Origin of the sequence: Pseudomonas sp. PD9R, assembly GCF_019200975.1 — a bacterium.
In the GTDB taxonomy this organism is placed as follows: Bacteria; Pseudomonadota; Gammaproteobacteria; order Pseudomonadales; family Pseudomonadaceae; genus Aquipseudomonas.
Genome location: NZ_JAHTMR010000006.1, coordinates 300,421 through 318,419, shown reverse-complemented (window position 1 = coordinate 318,419; position 17,999 = coordinate 300,421). Strand labels below are relative to the sequence as shown.

17 protein-coding genes and 1 pseudogene are annotated in these 17,999 nt (G+C 58.4%); 11 read left to right on the top strand and 7 right to left on the bottom strand.

Annotation, left to right across the window (positions count from 1 at the left end):
• Positions 1-41: 41 nt before the first annotated feature.
• Both KUF73_RS15255 and KUF73_RS15250 read left to right on the top strand, forming a co-directional pair.
• Positions 42-2,996 carry a DUF748 domain-containing protein gene (locus tag KUF73_RS15255; RefSeq protein WP_218438895.1) on the top strand — a complete coding sequence of 985 codons (2,955 nt, stop codon included), beginning with the start codon at positions 42-44 and terminating at the stop codon, positions 2,994-2,996.
• Positions 2,996-3,292, top strand: coding sequence for a DUF2845 domain-containing protein (locus KUF73_RS15250; protein ID WP_218438894.1), 297 nt, complete (start codon positions 2,996-2,998; stop codon positions 3,290-3,292). The genes KUF73_RS15255 and KUF73_RS15250 overlap by 1 nt, the downstream gene beginning before the upstream one ends.
• 229 nt (positions 3,293-3,521) lie before the next feature.
• Here the strand turns inward: KUF73_RS15250 and KUF73_RS15245 are convergent, their stop codons facing one another.
• Both KUF73_RS15245 and KUF73_RS15240 read right to left on the bottom strand, forming a co-directional pair.
• Positions 3,522-3,875 carry a BON domain-containing protein gene (locus KUF73_RS15245; RefSeq protein ID WP_218438893.1) on the bottom strand — a complete coding sequence of 118 codons (354 nt, stop codon included), beginning with the start codon at positions 3,873-3,875 and terminating at the stop codon, positions 3,522-3,524.
• A 307-nt stretch (positions 3,876-4,182) separates the two neighbouring features.
• A complete protein-coding gene (locus KUF73_RS15240) occupies positions 4,183-4,599 on the bottom strand; it encodes a pilin (protein ID WP_218438892.1) in 417 nt (138 codons plus the stop codon).
• 224 nt (positions 4,600-4,823) lie between these two features.
• On the opposite strand from KUF73_RS15240, the gene pilB reads away from it, so the two are divergent.
• The 5 genes from pilB to yacG are packed head-to-tail and all read left to right on the top strand — an operon-like array spanning position 4,824 to position 9,435.
• Complete coding sequence (pilB, locus tag KUF73_RS15235; RefSeq protein WP_218438891.1) at positions 4,824-6,524, top strand: type IV-A pilus assembly ATPase PilB; 1,701 nt, start codon at positions 4,824-4,826, stop codon at positions 6,522-6,524.
• A gap of 2 nt (positions 6,525-6,526) precedes the next feature.
• Positions 6,527-7,744 carry a type II secretion system F family protein gene (locus KUF73_RS15230; protein WP_218438890.1) on the top strand — a complete coding sequence of 406 codons (1,218 nt, stop codon included), beginning with the start codon at positions 6,527-6,529 and terminating at the stop codon, positions 7,742-7,744.
• Position 7,745: 1 nt separating this feature from the next.
• Positions 7,746-8,618 (top strand): A24 family peptidase, encoded by an 873-nt coding sequence (locus KUF73_RS15225; protein WP_218438889.1) that lies wholly within the window; start codon positions 7,746-7,748, stop codon positions 8,616-8,618.
• A complete protein-coding gene (coaE, locus tag KUF73_RS15220; RefSeq protein WP_218438888.1) occupies positions 8,615-9,238 on the top strand; it encodes a dephospho-CoA kinase in 624 nt (207 codons plus the stop codon). The genes KUF73_RS15225 and coaE overlap by 4 nt, the downstream gene beginning before the upstream one ends.
• Entirely contained in the window at positions 9,235-9,435 is a 201-nt protein-coding gene (yacG, locus tag KUF73_RS15215) for a DNA gyrase inhibitor YacG (RefSeq protein WP_056855639.1), read from the top strand. Before coaE ends, yacG begins: the two co-directional genes overlap by 4 nt.
• A 21-nt stretch (positions 9,436-9,456) precedes the next feature.
• Here yacG and KUF73_RS15210 read toward each other — a convergent pair whose 3' ends face one another.
• Positions 9,457-10,155 carry an energy-coupling factor ABC transporter permease gene (locus tag KUF73_RS15210; RefSeq protein ID WP_218438887.1) on the bottom strand — a complete coding sequence of 233 codons (699 nt, stop codon included), beginning with the start codon at positions 10,153-10,155 and terminating at the stop codon, positions 9,457-9,459.
• Positions 10,156-10,292: 137 nt separating this feature from the next.
• Between KUF73_RS15210 and KUF73_RS15205 the strand changes: the two genes are divergently transcribed.
• From KUF73_RS15205 to KUF73_RS15190, 4 genes are read left to right on the top strand one after another with little or no spacing between them, the layout of a single operon-like run.
• Complete coding sequence (locus KUF73_RS15205; RefSeq protein ID WP_218438886.1) at positions 10,293-10,919, top strand: DUF1780 domain-containing protein; 627 nt, start codon at positions 10,293-10,295, stop codon at positions 10,917-10,919.
• On the top strand, positions 10,916-11,443 hold the full coding sequence (locus tag KUF73_RS15200; protein WP_218438885.1) for an MOSC domain-containing protein: 528 nt from the start codon (positions 10,916-10,918) through the stop codon (positions 11,441-11,443). The genes KUF73_RS15205 and KUF73_RS15200 overlap by 4 nt, the downstream gene beginning before the upstream one ends.
• 52 nt (positions 11,444-11,495) lie before the next feature.
• On the top strand, positions 11,496-11,669 hold the full coding sequence (locus KUF73_RS15195; RefSeq protein WP_085718464.1) for a DUF3094 domain-containing protein: 174 nt from the start codon (positions 11,496-11,498) through the stop codon (positions 11,667-11,669).
• A 60-nt stretch (positions 11,670-11,729) separates the two neighbouring features.
• Positions 11,730-13,028, top strand: a complete 1,299-nt coding sequence (locus KUF73_RS15190) for an NAD(P)/FAD-dependent oxidoreductase (RefSeq protein WP_218438884.1) — start codon at positions 11,730-11,732, stop codon at positions 13,026-13,028.
• Between the two features lie 115 nt (positions 13,029-13,143).
• Here KUF73_RS15190 and KUF73_RS31725 read toward each other — a convergent pair whose 3' ends face one another.
• The 4 genes and pseudogenes from KUF73_RS31725 to KUF73_RS15175 all read right to left on the bottom strand — a co-directional run bounded on the left by KUF73_RS31725 (position 13,144) and on the right by KUF73_RS15175 (position 17,996).
• A complete protein-coding gene (locus KUF73_RS31725; protein WP_371135483.1) occupies positions 13,144-14,007 on the bottom strand; it encodes a methyl-accepting chemotaxis protein in 864 nt (287 codons plus the stop codon).
• Positions 13,999-14,769: pseudogene (locus KUF73_RS31720) on the bottom strand (MCP four helix bundle domain-containing protein); the annotation flags it as partial. The gene KUF73_RS31725 and the pseudogene KUF73_RS31720, both read right to left, overlap by 9 nt.
• Before the next feature lie 215 nt (positions 14,770-14,984).
• On the bottom strand, positions 14,985-16,982 hold the full coding sequence (locus tag KUF73_RS15180; RefSeq protein ID WP_218438882.1) for a nucleoside-diphosphate sugar epimerase/dehydratase: 1,998 nt from the start codon (positions 16,980-16,982) through the stop codon (positions 14,985-14,987).
• A 51-nt stretch (positions 16,983-17,033) separates the two neighbouring features.
• Entirely contained in the window at positions 17,034-17,996 is a 963-nt protein-coding gene (locus KUF73_RS15175; protein ID WP_218438881.1) for an SDR family oxidoreductase, read from the bottom strand.
• Positions 17,997-17,999: the final 3 nt, after the last annotated feature.

The following is a 17,999-nucleotide window of genomic DNA, read 5'->3' as shown; positions in this document are numbered from 1 at the left end:
GGAAACGCGTGCCATACTCCAAGGCACTTCGGTTCAGACAGATGAAGCCACACATGTACAAAGGATTGATTCGCGCCATCGGCGCCTTGTTGACTGCTCTGGCCCTCTACAGCCTGCTGGGCTTTCTGATTTTGCCGGGCATTGCCTTGCGCATTGCCAACCAACAACTGGCCAACTACGCCACGACGCCCGCCACGATCCAGCGGATCGAACTCAACCCGTTCAGCCTCGAAGTGACACTTTGGGGCCTGAACATCGGCGAACCCGGCAAGGAACAGATCGGCTTCGAACGCCTGTACGCCAACCTGCAACTCGATAGTATCTGGACCAAGGCGCTGCACCTGTCCGATATCGAACTGGAAAAATCCAAGACCGAAATCGTCTTCGGCAAAGACGGCAAGCTCAACTTGCTCGGCTTGTTCAAACTGCCCCCAAGTGCACCGACGCCAGCCGACCCCAACGCCAAACCGTTCCCGCTGCGGGTAGACCGGATCAAACTCGCTGGTGGTGCCGTGCACTTCAAGGATGAACGCCCCAGCGAAACCATCGAATTCCTCTACGACAAACTCGATTTCGAGCTGAAGAACCTCAGCACACTGCCCGAAGACAGTGCTGACATGACGTTGGTGGCCGTCGGTCCAAACGGTGGGCAGATCGACTGGACCGGCAATTTCAGCCTGATCCCGATCGCCTCCGAAGGTAAGTTGAAAGTCACCGACGGCAAGATGAAGGCCTTTTGGCCCTATGTGCGCGACGCGGTGCCACTGGAACTCGAAAGCGGCGTCTACAGCCTCAGCACCGATTACAAACTCAACCTGTCCAAGGAAACCGAACTGCTGCTCAACAACGTCGCACTGAGCGTTGCTCCGTTTGCGATCAAAGCGCCGGATGGTCGGCCGCTGGTGAAACTTGAGCGGCTGGATGTCAGCGAAACCACGGTTGATCTGGCCAAGCAGCAAGTGGTGGTCGGCAAGATCCGCAGCCATAAACTGGAAACCTGGGCGGCCCTGGAAGCCGATGGCCAGCTCGATTGGCAGAAACTGTTTGCCAGCCAGCCCTCCAAACCGGCCGCCAAGGCCAAAGCCGAACCGGCCAGCACGCCAGCGTCAGCCGATTCACCGAAGCCCGAGCCTGCGCCACCGAGTAAGCCATGGCAGGTGCTGCTGAACGATGTGCAACTGCGCGACTATCAAGTGCATCTGGCCGATCGCAAGGCGCAACCCGCCGTGGCACTGGAACTGGGGCCGCTGAATCTCGACCTGCAGAAATTCGACAGCCTCAATGGCTCGCCGTTTACGCTCAAACTCGACACCGGCGTGGGCAAGCAGGGCAAGCTGATAGCCGATGGCGAGGTCAACCTGGCCCCGATCAGCGCCAAACTCAACGTACAAACCAAGGACATCGACCTTCGCATCGCTCAGTCCTACATCACGCCATTCATTCGCCTGGAACTGCGCAGCGGCATGCTCGGCAGCGATCTGGCGGTCAACCTGAAAAGCACTGAGCCGCTGGCCTTCAACGTCACCGGCCGTGCTCAGGTCGATCAGTTGCATACCCTCGACACCCTGAAAACCCGCGACTTCCTGAAGTGGCAGCAAGTGGTGGTCGAAGGCCTGAACTATCAGCACGGCGACAGCCTGTCGATCGACAAGATCAACCTGCTGCAGCCATATGCGCGCTTTATGATCAACGATGACCGCACCACCAACATCGATGATCTGCTGATCCCGCAACCGCCCGACACCGGAGCCAAGACCGCCGCTGCCAAACCCGCTGCCAGCAAGGACAAGCCGCTGGGTATCCACATCGGGGGAATTGCCATCAATGACGGCTCGGCCAACTTCGCCGACTTCAGCCTGACGCCAAACTTTGCGACCGCCATTCAACAACTCAACGGGCAAATCGGCACCATCGAAAGCCGTCAGGCGAAACCGGCCAGCGTCGATATCAAAGGCAAGGTCGACCGCTATGCACCGGTGACCATCAAAGGCGCGGTCAATCCCTTCGACCCGATGGCCAGCCTCGACATCGCCACCAGTTTCAAACGCGTGGAACTGACCACGCTGACGCCCTACTCCGGTAAATTCGCCGGTTACCGCATCCGCAAGGGCCGACTCAATCTTGATCTGCACTACTTGATCACCAAGGGCCAGCTCAAGGCCGAAAACAAGGTGGTGGTCGAGCAACTGCAACTGGGCGAAAAAGTCGACAGCCCGGACGCCGTGAGCCTGCCGCTGAAGCTGGCGATTGCCTTGCTCAAGGACGTCGATGGCAAGATTTCCATCGAACTGCCGGTGACCGGCGACTTGAACAATCCGCAGTTCAGCGTCATGCCGATTGTCTGGCAGACCTTGCGCAACCTGATCGTCAAGGCGGCCGCTGCGCCATTCAAGCTTATTGGCGGGTTGGTCAGCGGTGGGGGTTCGGAAGACTTGGGCAGCGTCTCGTTCGCGCCGGGTTCCAGCGATTTGAGCAAAGACGCCGAAGGTGCACTGGTCAAGCTGTCCAACGCTCTCAAGGAACGCCCGGCCCTGCGCCTGGAAATCGAAGGCACGGCGGCTCAGAGCAGCGACGGCCCGCTGATCGCCGAGCAACGCCTGGAACGGGAATACCAGTACAACTATTACAAAATGCTCCAGCGTCGCGGCGACAAGGTGCCAGCCCAGGCTTCATTGCTGGAAGTGCCGGACAACGAGAAAGGTCCGCTTCTCGAAGGCATATACCGCACACGCCTGAAGGTTCAGCCGCCTGCCGAATGGAAGGACCTGGGCAAAGAGGAGCGCACAGCCAAAATGCGCGCCGACGTGATCAAGTTCTGGAGTTCCAGTGACGTGTTGCTGCGTCAATTGGGGCAGGACCGCGCCAGCAGCATCAAAGACTATATCGTCGACAAGGGCCAGCTTGCCGATGACCGCGTGTACTTCATCGATGCCCAGTTGGGCGAAGCAGAAAAGGACGGCAAGGTCATCACGCCATTGCATCTGGACGCTGATTGATGTTCAGGAAACTGCTACTGGGCCTGGCGCTGACAATGGCGACGCATCAGGCCTCGGCGGCGGACACCTTGCGCTGCGGCAGTCAGTTGATCAGCGTCGGCGACCGCTCCAGCGAAGTGCTGCACAAATGCGGTGAACCCGTCAGCCGTGATCTGCTGGGTTACAAGCGCAGTGCCAATCGGCGGGAAGAGTTTCAGGTCGAAGAGTGGACCTACGGGCCGAATGGCGGAATGTACCAGTACCTGCGTTTTGAGGGTAATACGTTGGTGCAGATCACCAGCAAGCGCGGAAGCTAAGCAAAAGATCGCAGCATGCGGCAGCTCCTTCATGGATCACATTTCAATGTAGGAGCTGCCGCAGGCTGCGATCTTTTGATCTTCGCAAATAGAACAGGCCCCGACACGAATGCCGGGGCCTGTAATGGCCACATCCTTATGGCCGTTCGCATGAACTCCTCAGATGCGGCAGACGTATGACTCGGCCCGTCTACCGCGCCTTCTCCCAGTCCAGGCGAGAAGTCTTGCCTTAATCGGCTTTCAGGCCGTCAGCGGAGACCGCTTTGACGCCTTTGATTTTCTTGGTGATCGCCACGGCAGTGGCTTTCTGAGCGTCAGTCACCGCAACGGTGGACGACAGGGACACGACGCCTTTGTTGGTTTCAACTTTGATATCGGTGCCAGGAATGCCTTTTTCAGTTACCAGGTCACTTTTGACTTTGGTGGTAATCCAGGTATCGGAAGTAGCTTCCTTGGCTTTGGTCATTTCACCGGCCGCCAGCGTCATTGGGGCCTGAGTGGCTTGAGTTTGTGCAAATGCAGCATTAGCCATGGTCAGGGTCAACGCGGTTACAGTAGCGGCAGCGATAGCGAACTTCTTCATACGAGTAACTCCTGTTTTTCTGGAAATTCTGCTGGGTGTCTTTTCAGCAGGGTTACCAGAGATATTGCGAACGCTGTGCCAACTTTGAGACAAACAATAAATTCTTATAAATCAACAACTTAAAAAACATGCGATTTCTCGAAATCATGCAAAATGCATGACTTCGAAATTCCCTACATGCAAGTTGCGGGTTTTTCGGCAGGCCTAAAGCCATGAATTGTCGGGGTTTTCCTGTACCGCTACGCAGTTGGCAAAAAAATGCCCCGTCATTGCAGGCGAGGCATTTTTCAGCGATGCCGGACGGTGATTATTTACCGCTGGCGACGCAACCTTTAGGCGAATAGTCCGCATTGACGGTGGTCGCGCAAGACCAGCCAGTTGTCGCGCTACGGGTCAGCGTAATGGTCTGATTAAGGACCGGCGCAGGCGCATTAAGGATGGTGCAACCAATCGTGCCTGTACCATCCGCGGCTTTGCCGGATGCTGTCGTTGTGCAGTTAGTACTGGTTGCGGTGCCCCCGACCTTCGTCAAATCAGGATCGGTCCCTTGATTGATAACGTCCTCGAATGGCACCTTCAATGCCGAGATCTCCGCCAGCCCAGCCGTTACCTTGGCACGCGCCTGGTACTTCGAATAAGCCGGTATCGCGAACGTCGCGAGAATCCCGATGATCGCCACCACGATCAACAACTCGATCAGGGTAAAACCTTTTTGATTGTTCATAGACAGCCTCCGTGCATGAGTCGAAATCTCATGATCTAAAGCTGTCGCAGCACAGCCCATGCCAGCCCTCGCGCGCCCTGCTGACGGGGCGCGCGATCGCAACAACGCCCTTTCCTACCCCCAGGATCCGCACTATCTGACACTTTTTGTCACCTCACGGTCGCTGGTTTGGTTCCGCCGGTTGACTAGGCTATAAGTCATGAACTGTCTCGTCCGGTATCCCAATGAATGACATCGCCCTCAGCGGTTTGGCCAAGCAATTGGTTCTGGCCGAGCTGCTTACCGACAAAAGCGCGCAACAGGCGTACCAGCAGGCCCAACGCAATCGCATCTCCCTCGTCAGTTACCTGGTGCAGAACAAACTGGTGAAAAGCCGTCAGGTCGCCGAGATTGCTTCAGAGCACTTCGGCATGGCCCTGATGGACCTCCACGCCCTGGACAAGGAAACCCAGCCCAAGGGCCTGGTCAGCGAGAAACTGGTCCGTCAGCACCACGCGCTGCCCCTCTGGCGCCGTGGCAACAAGTTGTTCGTGGGTATTTCCGATCCGACCAATCACCAGGCCATCAATGACATCCAGTTCAGCACCGGGCTGACCACCGAAGCGATCCTGGTCGAAGACGACAAACTCAGCGATGCCATCGAGAAGTTCTTCGATAGCCATGGCACCGGCCTGGAGGACATGGCCGATGTTGACCTCGACGGCCTGGACGTCGAGACGAGCGATGACAAGCGTCAAGACACCATCGCCGGCCAGGATGCCGATGACGCGCCGGTGGTGCGCTTCGTCCACAAAATGTTGCTCGACGCGATCAAGAGCGGTTCGTCCGACCTGCATTTCGAGCCTTACGAAAAAAACTACCGCGTGCGCATGCGTACCGACGGCATGCTGCGGGAAGTCGCCAAGCCGCCGATTCAACTGGCCAGCCGCATCGCCGCACGGCTCAAAGTCATGGCCAGCCTCGACATCTCCGAGCGCCGCCGGCCTCAGGATGGGCGCATCAAGATGCGTTTGTCGAAAAGCAAATCCATCGACTTCCGGGTCAACACCTTGCCGACCCTTTGGGGCGAGAAAGTGGTGATCCGGATTCTCGACCCGTCCAGCGCGCAAATGGGCATCGACGCCCTCGGCTACGAGCCCGACCAGAAAGACCTGTATATGGCCGCGCTCCGGCAGCCTCAGGGGATGATTCTGGTGACCGGCCCTACCGGCTCCGGCAAGACCGTGTCGCTCTACACCGGTCTCAACATTCTCAATACCGTGGACATCAACATCTCCACCGCCGAAGACCCGGTGGAGATCAACATGGAGGGCATCAATCAGGTCAACGTCAATCCGAAACAGGGCATGGATTTCGCCCAGGCGCTCCGCTCCTTTTTGCGCCAGGACCCGGACGTGATAATGGTCGGCGAAATCCGTGACCTCGAAACCGCCGAAATCGCCATTAAGGCTGCCCAAACCGGCCACTTGGTGCTGTCGACCCTGCACACCAACAGCGCCGCGCAAACCCTGACCCGATTGCACAACATGGGCATCCAGGGCTTCAACATCGCCACCTCCGTCAGCCTGATCATCGCCCAGCGCCTTGCGCGCAAGTTGTGCAGCCACTGCCGGGTTCCACTGGAAATCCCCCGAGAGACATTGCTCAAGGAAGGCTTCCCCGAGGAACGCATCGGCACATTCACGATCTATGAGCCGGTCGGTTGCGATCACTGCAACGGCGGTTACAAAGGGCGAGTGGGGATTTATGAAGTGGTGAAGAACACAGCGGACTTGCAACGGCTGATCATGGCCGAAGGTAACTCCCTGCAAATCGATGACCAGATGCGCAAGGACGGCTTCAACGACCTGCGCACCTCTGGGCTGCTCAAAGCCATGCAGGGCATCACCAGCCTGGAAGAAATCAACCGGGTCACCAAGGACTGAACATGGCGGTCAAAGCAGCGAAAATCAGCGTGTACGCCTGGGAAGGCACCGACCGTAAAGGCACGAAAATCACCGGCGAGTTGAGCGGTCAGAACCCGGCACTGATCAAGGCGCAGTTGCGCAAACAAGGCATCAACCCCGGCAAGGTTCGTAAAAAAACCACCTCGCTTTTCAACCTGGGCAAGCGCATCAAGGCCCAGGACATTGCCCTGTTCACACGGCAAATGGCGACCATGATGAAAGCCGGCGTGCCATTGCTGCAGTCGTTCGACATCATCGGCGAAGGCTTCGACAACCCGGCCATGCGAACACTGGTAGACGAGGTGAAACAGGAAGTCGCGGCGGGCAACAGCTTCGCCGCTGCCCTGCGCAAAAAACCTCAATACTTCGACGAGTTGTACTGCAACCTGGTAGATGCCGGCGAACAGGCTGGCGCCCTGGATACCCTGCTGGAGCGCGTGGCCACCTATAAGGAAAAGAGCGAAAGCCTGAAGGCCAAGATCAAAAAAGCCATGACCTACCCGCTGGTGGTGGTGTTCGTCGCGATCATTGTGACCGGGATTCTGCTGGTCAAAGTGGTGCCGCAGTTTCAGTCGGTGTTCGAAGGCTTCGGGGCCGAACTGCCCGCTTTCACCGTAATGGTCATCGGGCTGTCGCGGTTCATGCAGGACTGGTGGTGGATGATGCTCGGGGTTTTGATTGTGGCGTTCTTCGGTCTGCGTCATGCCTTCAGGACATCGCAAGGCTTTCGCGACCGCACGGACACCTGGCTGCTGAAACTGCCGCTGGTGGGCACCTTGATGTACAAGTCCGCCGTGGCCCGTTTCGCCCGTACGCTGTCGACCACCTTCGCCGCTGGCGTGCCCTTGGTGGAAGCCCTGGACTCAGTGGCCGGGGCCACTGGCAACATCGTGTTCAAGCGCGCGGTGCAGCGCATCAAGCAGGACGTTTCGACGGGTATGCAGTTGAATTTCTCCATGCGTACCTCGGGAATCTTTCCGAACATGGCCATTCAGATGACCGCCATTGGTGAAGAATCCGGCGCCCTGGACGAAATGCTCGACAAGGTCGCGGGTTTCTACGAGGACGAGGTCGACAATATGGTCGATAACCTCACCAGCCTGATGGAGCCGTTCATCATGGTGGTGCTGGGTGTTATCGTCGGAGGCCTGGTAGTTGCGATGTACCTGCCTATCTTCCAACTCGGCTCAGCGATCTGACATGCCCTTGAACGAAATACTTGCCCAATACCCGCTGGCCTTCATCGTCATTGCCGGAGTGATCGGACTGCTGGTCGGCAGTTTCCTTAATGTGCTGATCTGGCGCCTTCCAAAGATGCTTGAGCGCGAGTGGCGTGTGCAGGCCCATGACATTCTCGGGCTGCCCAGCGAAACGCCACTGCCCACCTACAACCTGATGCTGCCGCATTCCCAGTGCCCGCACTGCGCTCATCGGATTCGTGCCTGGGAAAACATTCCGCTACTCAGTTTTGTATTGTTGCGCGGGCGCTGCTCGGCCTGCGCGACGCCAATCAGCAAACGCTATCCGTTGATCGAACTGGCGTGCGGCCTGTTGTCGGCATTCATCGCCTGGCACTTCGGTTTCGGCTGGCCAGCCTGTATGACGCTGGTGCTGACTTGGGGTTTGTTGGCCATGTGCCTGATCGATGCCGAGCATCAATTGTTGCCGGACGTCCTGGTGCTGCCGCTGATGTGGCTGGGATTGATCGTCAACAGCCTCGGGCTGTTCGTGCCACTGCAAGACGCATTGTGGGGTGCCATCGCTGGTTATATGGCGCTGTGGTCGGTGTTCTGGCTGTTCAAGCTGATCACCGGCAAGGACGGCATGGGCTACGGTGATTTCAAGTTGCTGGCGATGTTTGGCGCCTGGGGCGGCTGGCAGATCTTGCCGCTGACCATCCTCCTGTCATCGCTGGTTGGCGCGGTGATCGGCCTGATTTATCTGCGCCTGCGCAACGCGAAAACCTCGACACCAATCCCCTTCGGCCCCTATCTGGCCATTGCCGGCTGGATTGCCTTGCTCTGGGGTGTTCAAATAACCGACTTCTATTGGCAGTTTGTCGGTTTGAAATGAATACCCCTGTGGAAAAACCCTGGATTCTCGGCCTGACCGGCGGCATCGGCAGCGGCAAAAGCGCAGCAGCCCAGCATTTCATCGATCTGGGCGTGCACGTGGTCGATGCCGATCATGCCGCACGCTGGGTGGTGGAGCCGGGGCGGCCGGCGCTGGCGAAGATCGCCGAACACTTCGGGCCCGGCGTGCTGCAGGCAGACGGGCAACTGGACCGCGCTGCATTGCGCAAACTGATCTTCGAAGTACCGGATGAGCGCCGCTGGCTGGAAGCTTTGCTGCACCCGCTGATCGCCGAGGAGATCGCTCATCATCTGGCGCTGGCAAAATCAGCGTATGCGATTCTGGTTTCGCCGCTGCTGATTGAGTCCGGGCAGTACGCCATGACTCAGCGAGTGTTGGTGATCGACGCGCCCGAACAGCTCCAGATCGAACGTACTTTGCAGCGTGACCAGACCAGCGAACAGCAGGTCCAGGCGATCCTCAAGGCACAATCCAGCCGCCAGGATCGTGTCAGTCATGCCAATGAGGTGGTGGTCAATGACCGCGACCTCGCCTGGTTGCACAGCGAGGTCGACCGCCTGCATCACTATTACCTTACTTTGCGTGGAGGCCAATCATGAGCCAGACCCCAACCGTCGAATGCCCGACTTGCGGCGCCCCTGTCGAATGGAGCGCCGAGAGCAAATTCCGGCCATTCTGCTCCGACCGTTGCAAACTGATCGACCTGGGCGCCTGGGCGTCGGAAGAACACAAGATCCCGGTGGCACCGGATGCCGAAGATGAGTTGTTCAGCGGCGATTTCGATCCGCGTCACTGATTCATAGCAATGACGACGATTTCAGCGCTGTGGCGGTTTGGGATCGTCGTCATTCCACGGTGCCGAGAGGTAGCGCGTACGGTTGAAGGTTTCCAGCCACTCGGGACAAAAAACCACCAGCGCGCTGACCACCATCCCGTTGATGAATGCCTCCGGAAAAATCAGCAGCCACAGATAACCGACAAAATCCTCCAGCCAGTACGGCATCGCGAAAATCTCGTCGAACCACAGTAACCACAGCGCCAGCAGCAGACACAGCAACGCCGAGAGCGCCGCCGCAAAAAAACCGGAAACGAAGATATACACAAAAGGATTGCGCGGTTGTGCACGCTCCACCAGGATCGCGCAGCACTCGGTGACCAGCACCGGCAACACAATCAACAGCGCGCCGTTCACCCCCATCGCCAGCAGATCCTGACGCCCCAACAGCACAAGACCGATTTGCGCCACCAGGCCGCCGAGAATCGCCAGCGGCCAGTCCAGCAGCAGCGTCACCGCCGTCATACCGAGGAAGTGATAAGACACACCGGTATCAAAATCCCGCCGTACCAGCCACAACATGAACAACGCAAACACTGTCCCGAACAGCAAATGCTGACGTCGGCTGTCGGTAAACAATTCGACCCACGGCGCACGCCAGATCGCCCAGAGCAGCACCGGCACATAAATCAGCCAACCGACCGTCAATGTCTGCGGCGAGAGCAGTTCTGCACCGATCATGTGGCTAACCCTTTGTGCTCCACCGCAGGCCCCTTGTTTGATACCAACCGTTGCCAAGCAGTCTACTACGGCGACGAAGTGGCTTCAGTCGATGCAAAGCTTTCTGCTTGTCGCATTTGAACGCTAAGCTTGGGCCTATGGATGACTCAGATTATTTACGCCTGCTGACCATCGCGGCCGAGCAAGCCAACGCGTTCCTGTCCAATGCCCGCAAATGGGAGCGCGAGCGTTGGGTCTGCCAGCGCCTGCTGCAAGGGCTGAACATTCCCTACCGCACTGATGAATTCGCCCCGGCCGGGGAGCCGCCGGACGTGCTGTTTCGCGATGCAAACTTTGAAGTTTTTTTTGTGCTCGACGAAGGCCGGCGCCTCAACGACGAATGGCGCGACGAACTGCAACGCCGGCGCAGCGCGTTTTCCCTGAGCCAGCTGGTAAGGCGCGAAGCCAAACCCCGGCGCATCCCGGCCAACGAGTTCTTGCTGCGACTGGCGCCGACCTTGCGCAAAAAAGCTCACAACTACAAAGAACGCGGTATGGACCTGGGCGAATTGGACATCATCGCCTTCGCCAGCCTCAAGCGCGAAGTACTCGACCTCAACAGCCATTTCCCGCCGCCCACCGAATACCTGCGTCAGGGCTGGCGCTCACTGTCGCTGGTGGGGCCGACGTTCGCCCGGGTCTTGTTCGCCCATCCGGATGCACCGGACTTCCTGCGCAGTAACCTGGGGCGCAGCATTGTTTTCGACGTCGGGATCAGCCTGTGAGTCCATTGCAGGAACTGATTGCCGAAGTCCCGCAAACCGGCCGTGTGCGCTGGATCGGCGTGCGCCCGGAACCTCGTGTGCCGATGATCGAACTTGAGGCCGTGGAAGCGCGGCTTGAAGCCGGTTTAACCGGTGATCGCGCCCGTCCAGGCGTACGCAATGCTCGGCAGGTAACGTTGATTCAGTGGGAGCATCTGGCGGTAATCAGTTCGCTCATGGGGCGCCCGGACGATCAACCGATCAAGCCTGGAGATCTGCGGCGCAATCTCGTTATCAGTGGAATCAATTTATTCAGCCTCAAGGGGCGTCGCTTCAAAATCGGCCAGGCGATTTTCGAAACCACTGGCTGGTGCCAGCCCTGCGCGCGTCTGCAAAACAACCTGGGGCCCGGGACCTTTCAGGCCGTTCGCGGACATGGCGGAATCACTGCCCGAGTGTTACAAAGTGGCATCATTCGCCTAGGCGATACGGTCAGCGTCGAGCCAATTCCCGACAGCGGCTATGCTCCGTTCAACGTTCGTTAAATCAGCCTGTAGCTTCTACACATTCAGCAACGTCTACCTGACGAGGCCCAATATGACCAGCCGCCTGAACCCCGACGACCAGAAGCATGTCGAAGAGTACCTGCATCTGTCCCAGCACCAAGTCGAGCGCCGGCCTTTTCGGCCGTGGATGCTCCTTGTGCTGGTGTTAGCAGTGACCATTGGTCTGGGCCTGTTGAGCCGACTTATCAGTTACCTGACGCTATGAGCTGCCTCGCGCTCGCTCGGGTAATTGCACCGATTTCTTTTAGCCTTGTGAGATATCCCCATGACTCATCGTATTGTCATCGTTGGCGGCGGCGCCGGCGGTCTGGAGTTGGCTACCCGTCTGGGTAAGACTCTGGGCAAGCGTGGCACGGCCAGTGTGATGCTGGTCGACGCGAACCTGACCCACATCTGGAAACCGTTGTTGCATGAAGTGGCTGCCGGATCGCTGAACTCTTCCGAAGACGAACTCAACTATGTTGCCCAAGCGAAATGGAACCACTTCGAGTTCCAACTGGGGCGCATGAGCGGGCTCGATCGCGCGCAGAAAAAAATCCAGCTGGCCGCCACCTATGACGAAGCCGGGCTGGAACTGGTGCCTGCGCGTGAAGTGCCATACGACTCGCTGGTGATCTCCGTTGGTAGCACCACCAACGATTTCGGCACCCAGGGTGCGGCGCAGCATTGCCTGTTCCTCGACACTCGCAAACAGGCCGAGCGTTTCCACCAGCAATTGCTCAACCACTACCTGCGCGCACACGCTGGGCAGACCGACAAGGTCGAGCAGATCAGCGTGGCCATCGTCGGCGCTGGTGCCACCGGCGTAGAACTGGCCGCCGAGTTGCACAACGCCGCCCATGAACTGGCCGCCTATGGCCTGGACCGGATCAAACCGGAAAACATGCACATCACCCTGATCGAGGCCGGGCCACGGGTGTTGCCAGCGCTGCCGGAGCGGATCGGCGGGCCTGTGCATAAAACCCTGGAGAAACTCGGGGTCAACGTCATGACCAACGCGGCAGTCAGCGAAGTGACGTCGGACAGCCTGATCACCGCCGATGGCAAAGTGATCAACGCCAGCCTGAAAGTCTGGGCCGCGGGTATTCGTGCGCCGGGTTTCCTCAAGGACATCGATGGCCTGGAAACCAACCGTATCAATCAGCTGCAAGTGCTGCCGACCCTGCAAACCACCCGCGACGAAAACATCTTCGCCTTCGGTGACTGCGCGGCCTGCCCGCAGCCGGGTACCGACCGCAATGTGCCGCCTCGCGCCCAGGCTGCGCATCAACAGGCGTCGTTGCTCGCCAAATCGCTGAAACTGCGGATCGAAGGCAAGGCGCTTCCGGAGTACAAATACACCGACTATGGCTCGCTGATTTCGCTGTCGCGTTTTTCGGCTGTGGGTAACTTGATGGGCAACCTCACTGGCAGCGTGATGCTGGAAGGTTGGCTGGCGCGAATGTTTTACGTGTCGCTGTACCGCATGCACCAGGTGGCGTTGTACGGACCGTTCCGCACGGCGATGCTGATGCTGGGCAGCAAGATCGGGCGCGGAACCGAGCCACGGCTCAAACTGCACTGATAACCTGACCACTGTAGGAGTTGCCGAAGGCTGCGATCTATTGATCTTGCCGTTCAAAAAGCAACGTCAAAAGATCGCAGCCTTCGGCAGCTCCTACAGAAACCGTCCCGCAGTTTTACACCCGGAAACGCCGCACCATGCCCTGCAACGCATTGGCCAGTTGCGACAGCTCATGGCTCGACGCACTGGTCTGATTAGCCCCAGCAGCGGATCGTACCGACAGATCGCGAATATTCACCAGATTGCGATCAACCTCACGCGCCACTTGCGCCTGTTCTTCAGCGGCACTGGCGATTACCAGGTTGCGTTCATGAATCTGATGCACCGATGCGGTGATGGTTTGCAACGCATCACCTGCGCGCTCGGCTAGCACCAGCGTACTGGCGGCACGAGAGACGCTGGTGTTCATGGCATCCAGGGCCTGACTCGAACCGTTGCGCATGCCTTGCACCATTTGTTCGATTTCCTGGGTCGATTGCTGCGTGCGATAAGCCAGCGCCCGTACTTCATCAGCCACCACCGCAAATCCGCGACCGCTCTCACCCGCCCGCGCCGCTTCAATCGCTGCGTTAAGCGCCAGCAGGTTGGTTTGCTCGGCGATGGCACGAATCACATCCAGCACTTTGCCGATATCCTGTGATTGATTGGCCAACGACTGGACCAGCTCACCGGTGCTTTGCACGTCGTTGGCGAGTGAACTGATCGCACTGGCCGTTTCGCTGACTCGTTCCTGCCCCAGATGCGCCGACTCACTGGACTGGCGGGTGGCATCCGATGTGGACACTGCGTTACGCGCGACCTCTTCCACGGCGGCGGTCATTTCATTGACTGCCGTGGCAGCCTGTTCAATTTCGTTGTTCTGTTGTTGCAGGCCCTGGGTGCTATCGAGGGTGACGGCATTCAGCTCATCGGCCGCCGTAGCCAATTGCGTCGCCGAACCGCTGATACCCTGCAAGGTTTCCCGCAAGTTCTGCTGCATGGTCGCCAACGCCTTGAGCAAACGACTCACTTCGTCATTGCCGTGGGTTTCGATAGGACGGGTCAAATCACCCTGTGCCACGTGTTCTGCGGCGGTCACGGCTTCAGTCAGGGGGCGCACGATGCTACGGGTCAGCAGCATGGCCAGGCCTACTGTCGCCAGCGCTGCCAGGGCGACAAACAGACTGACGATCATGCGCGACGTTTCGTAGTGGTCTTTGGATTTGTCGCTTTCAGCGGCGACTTGTTTGGTGAACAGATCCGCCAAATCACTGAGTTGTTTGCCGGAACCATCGACGACGGTTTTCATGTCGACCAGCAATAATTTGGTCAGCTCGTCGCGACGTCCCTGCTCGGCCAGGGAGAAAGATTGGGCGATACCGGCACGATAGGCGGTGAAGGTACTTTTGAACTGTTCGTACAACGCCTTGCCTTCAGCTGTGGTGACCAGCTTGTCGTAGGCGGCAATCTTTTCGCTCAGATCCTTGTCGCGGGTATCCATCTGGCTACGGTATTGCGCAATGTTCTTCGGGTCCTGGTCCAGGGCCATGCGCAGAGAGATCGTACGAATGCGCAGCATGATCTCGCGAATTTCGTCACCGCCGCGAATGCTCGGCAGCCACTGTTTCTCCACCGCCACCTCGCTGTTGCGGATGCTCGACATTTGCCCCAACGCAAATATTCCGAGCAGCGCCACTAGCACCGCGATCAAGGCAAACCCCAGTGCAGCACGGGGGGCAATATTCAACTGACGAAGAAACATAACGAATGCCTTTGTTTTTGTTGGCTGGAGTGCAGGGCCGTGCACCGACAGCTCGTTATCGGCAAGTCGTACGATGACTTGAAGTCGGTGAGGTGCTTTTTCGCACGCAAAAAAAAGGCACCTTCGAAAGGTGCCTTCTGCGAACAGCGCCGTGGGCGTCTGCTCTCAAGATTTGATTCCAGCGTTAACGGGTTTCAAAAATGGTGGCGTATCTATCAATCGCCCTCAGAACTCTCTATCGCCTGTCGACGTTGATGAATCAGGTCGACAATATGGCACTCAGGCACGTAGCCGTTGACCGTACTGCACAGCAGCGTGCGGACCTGCCCATAGTCATCCTCCGCGACAGCCTTCAATAGGGCAGAAATCGCCAGCTTGAAGTCCTCCCACGGTAGATGTTCCTCGTCGGCACGCATGATCATCGAGTGTTCGGTCGGGCTTACGTTGTCGCCGATCAACAGCTCCTCATAGAGCTTTTCGCCACGGCGCAACCCGGTAAATTCGATCGCAATGTCACCGTTAGGGCGCTCCGGACTACGCAAGGAAAGGCCGGACAGGTGGACCATTTTTTCCGCTAGGTCGGCAATCTTCACCGGTTGCCCCATGTCGAGCACGAACACGTCCCCGCCCTGGCCCATGGAGCCCGCCTGGATCACCAGTTGCGCGGCCTCGGGAATGGTCATGAAATAGCGGGTCATGTTTGGATGAGTCACCGTGATCGGCCCGCCACCCTTGATTTGCTCGCGGAACAGCGGGATCACAGAACCGGACGAGCCCAGCACGTTGCCGAAACGCACCATGGTGAACCGGGTGGTGTTGGCGCAAGGCGCCGTGATGTGCTCACCCAGCAGCAGCGGATGGGACTCACGACTGAGCGCCTGCAGCGTCATTTCAGCCAGCCGCTTGGTGCTCCCCATGACATTGGTAGGCCGCACCGCCTTGTCGGTGGAAATCAGCACGAAGTGCTCGACCCCCGCTTGCACGGCCGCCTGCGCGGTCTGCAAGGTTCCGAGAACATTGTTCAGCACGCCTTCGGCAACGTTATGCTCGACGATCGGCACGTGTTTATAGGCCGCCGCGTGATACACCGTTTTCACGCTCCAGGTGCGCATCACATCCAGCAGCCGCTCACTGTTGCGAATCGAACCGAGGATCGGCACCAGCTCCAGGGTCAGCCCCTCGCTGTGAATCAGCTTTTCCAACTCGATCTGGATGGTGTAGAGATTGAATTCGCTGTGCTCGAAAAGGACCAGCGCCGTTGGCTTGCTGGTAAGGATTTGCCGGCACAGTTCCGAACCGATCGAGCCGCCGGCCCCTGTGACCATGACTACGTGATCACGGATGCAGCGCTCGAAAAGCGTTTGCTGGGCCGCAACCGTGTCTCGTCCAAGCAGGTCGACGATATCGACTTCCTGAAGATCGCTGACACTGACCCGGCCACTGGCCAGGTCCATGAACCCTGGAATCGTCCGCACATGCACGGGATAAGATTCAAGCGCGGCGAGGATCTCACGCCGTCTGGCGCGCGACGCCGAGGGGATGGCCAGCAATACTTCCGTTGCGCCGGTATCCTCGATCATCTGGTCAATATCCGCTGACGTGTAGACCTTGAGCCCGGCGATCACCCGACTCGCAATACTTACGTCATCGTCGATAAAGGCCACCGGACGAATCGCCTTGCCCATGCGCAGTGCTGCAGCCAACTGATTGCCGGCAGCCCCGCCACCATAGATTGCGACCTTGGGAGAGGTGTCATCCTGGCGCAGGAAGGGCACGTGCTGTCCGGCAAGAAGCCAGTCGCCGAGAAAATACTGGCGCATGAACAAGCGCAGGCCGCCAATCATTAACAAACTCAACCACCAGTAATTGATGATCAGCGAGCGAGGTACCAATACATCCGGGCGGTACAAATAAACGTAGACCGTCAACATCAGGGCCGACAATGTTACGGCCTTGAAGATACTGATCAGGGCGTCATTGCCAAAATAACGCATCACCGCACGATACAAGCCGAGGTGGATAAAGATGGGGATCGCAATGACCGGCGCGGCGACGAACAACCAGGCATAACTGCCGAGAGGATTGACTGGCCGCTCAATCCCCAGACGCACGACAAACGCCAGCCAGAGCGCAGCCCAGACCAGCACAACATCAACCAGCAACTGCAAGGCACGCTTGTAGCTTCGTGGCAGGCTTAATAAACGCTCACGCATTACAAGATTTTCCTTTGCTCGACTTCCTGTTAGCAAACCACACGCTCCCTCTCACACCCGCTGCTCCAGAAAGTCTTTCGCGGTCTTGGCCAACGCACCATCCACACCGATCGCCGGCGTCCAGTCGAGCAATGCTTTGGTTTTCCGGATATCGACCTGCAGCGATCCACAGAGACGCTGGGACAAGGCCTTCTTCCCCAGCAGTTGCGCAGTGGTGCTCAACAGCCACATCGGCAATGGCAACAGTCGCGCCGGCCGACCCAAAGCCCGGCCCATACGCCGCAGCAGTTCGCTGGTGGACAGGTCCTCATCGTCACTGACCAGGAAAACCTGGTTGGCCGCGCCGGGATGCTGGATGCAGGTCACTACCAGGTCGACGAGATTGTCCAATGCCACCAGGCTGCGCTTGTTGGTAATGGCACCCAACGGCAATGGCACACCCTTATTGAGCCAACCCATCATGTTGCGAAAGTTGGCCTTCACCCCAGGGCCATAAACCAGTACCGGGCGAATAATCACCACTTCCATGCCGGTTTTCGCCGCCAGGGCCTGCAATGCCTGCTCGGCCTCCAGCTTGGAGACGCCATAGGGATCCAGAGGGGCGGGCTGGTCATCGGCCGTATAAGGGTGGCCGGGCAGCGTGCCTTCACCGTTGACCTTGATTGAACTCAGGTAGATGAATCGACGAACCCCGGCCTGGGCTGCCTGCTCCGCCAGACGTAACGTCCCCTGCACATTGGCACGCCGAAAAGCGGCCAGTGGATCGGCTTCGTTCTCGTTCATGACATGAACGCGGGCGGCAGAGTGAATCACCACCTCGACGTTCTCAAGCGGCACTTGCCAGTCGGTGTCCGGCTCAAGTCCGGGCACCTGACTGACCTCCAGGCCGATCGGCACCTGCGTCGGTACCCGTCGATAGACTGAGCGCAGCGAAAACCGCTGATCTGCCAGCAGATTAGCCTGGACCGCAGCCCCGACAAAACCGCTGGCCCCCGTTAAAAGGACTCGCATCATAGT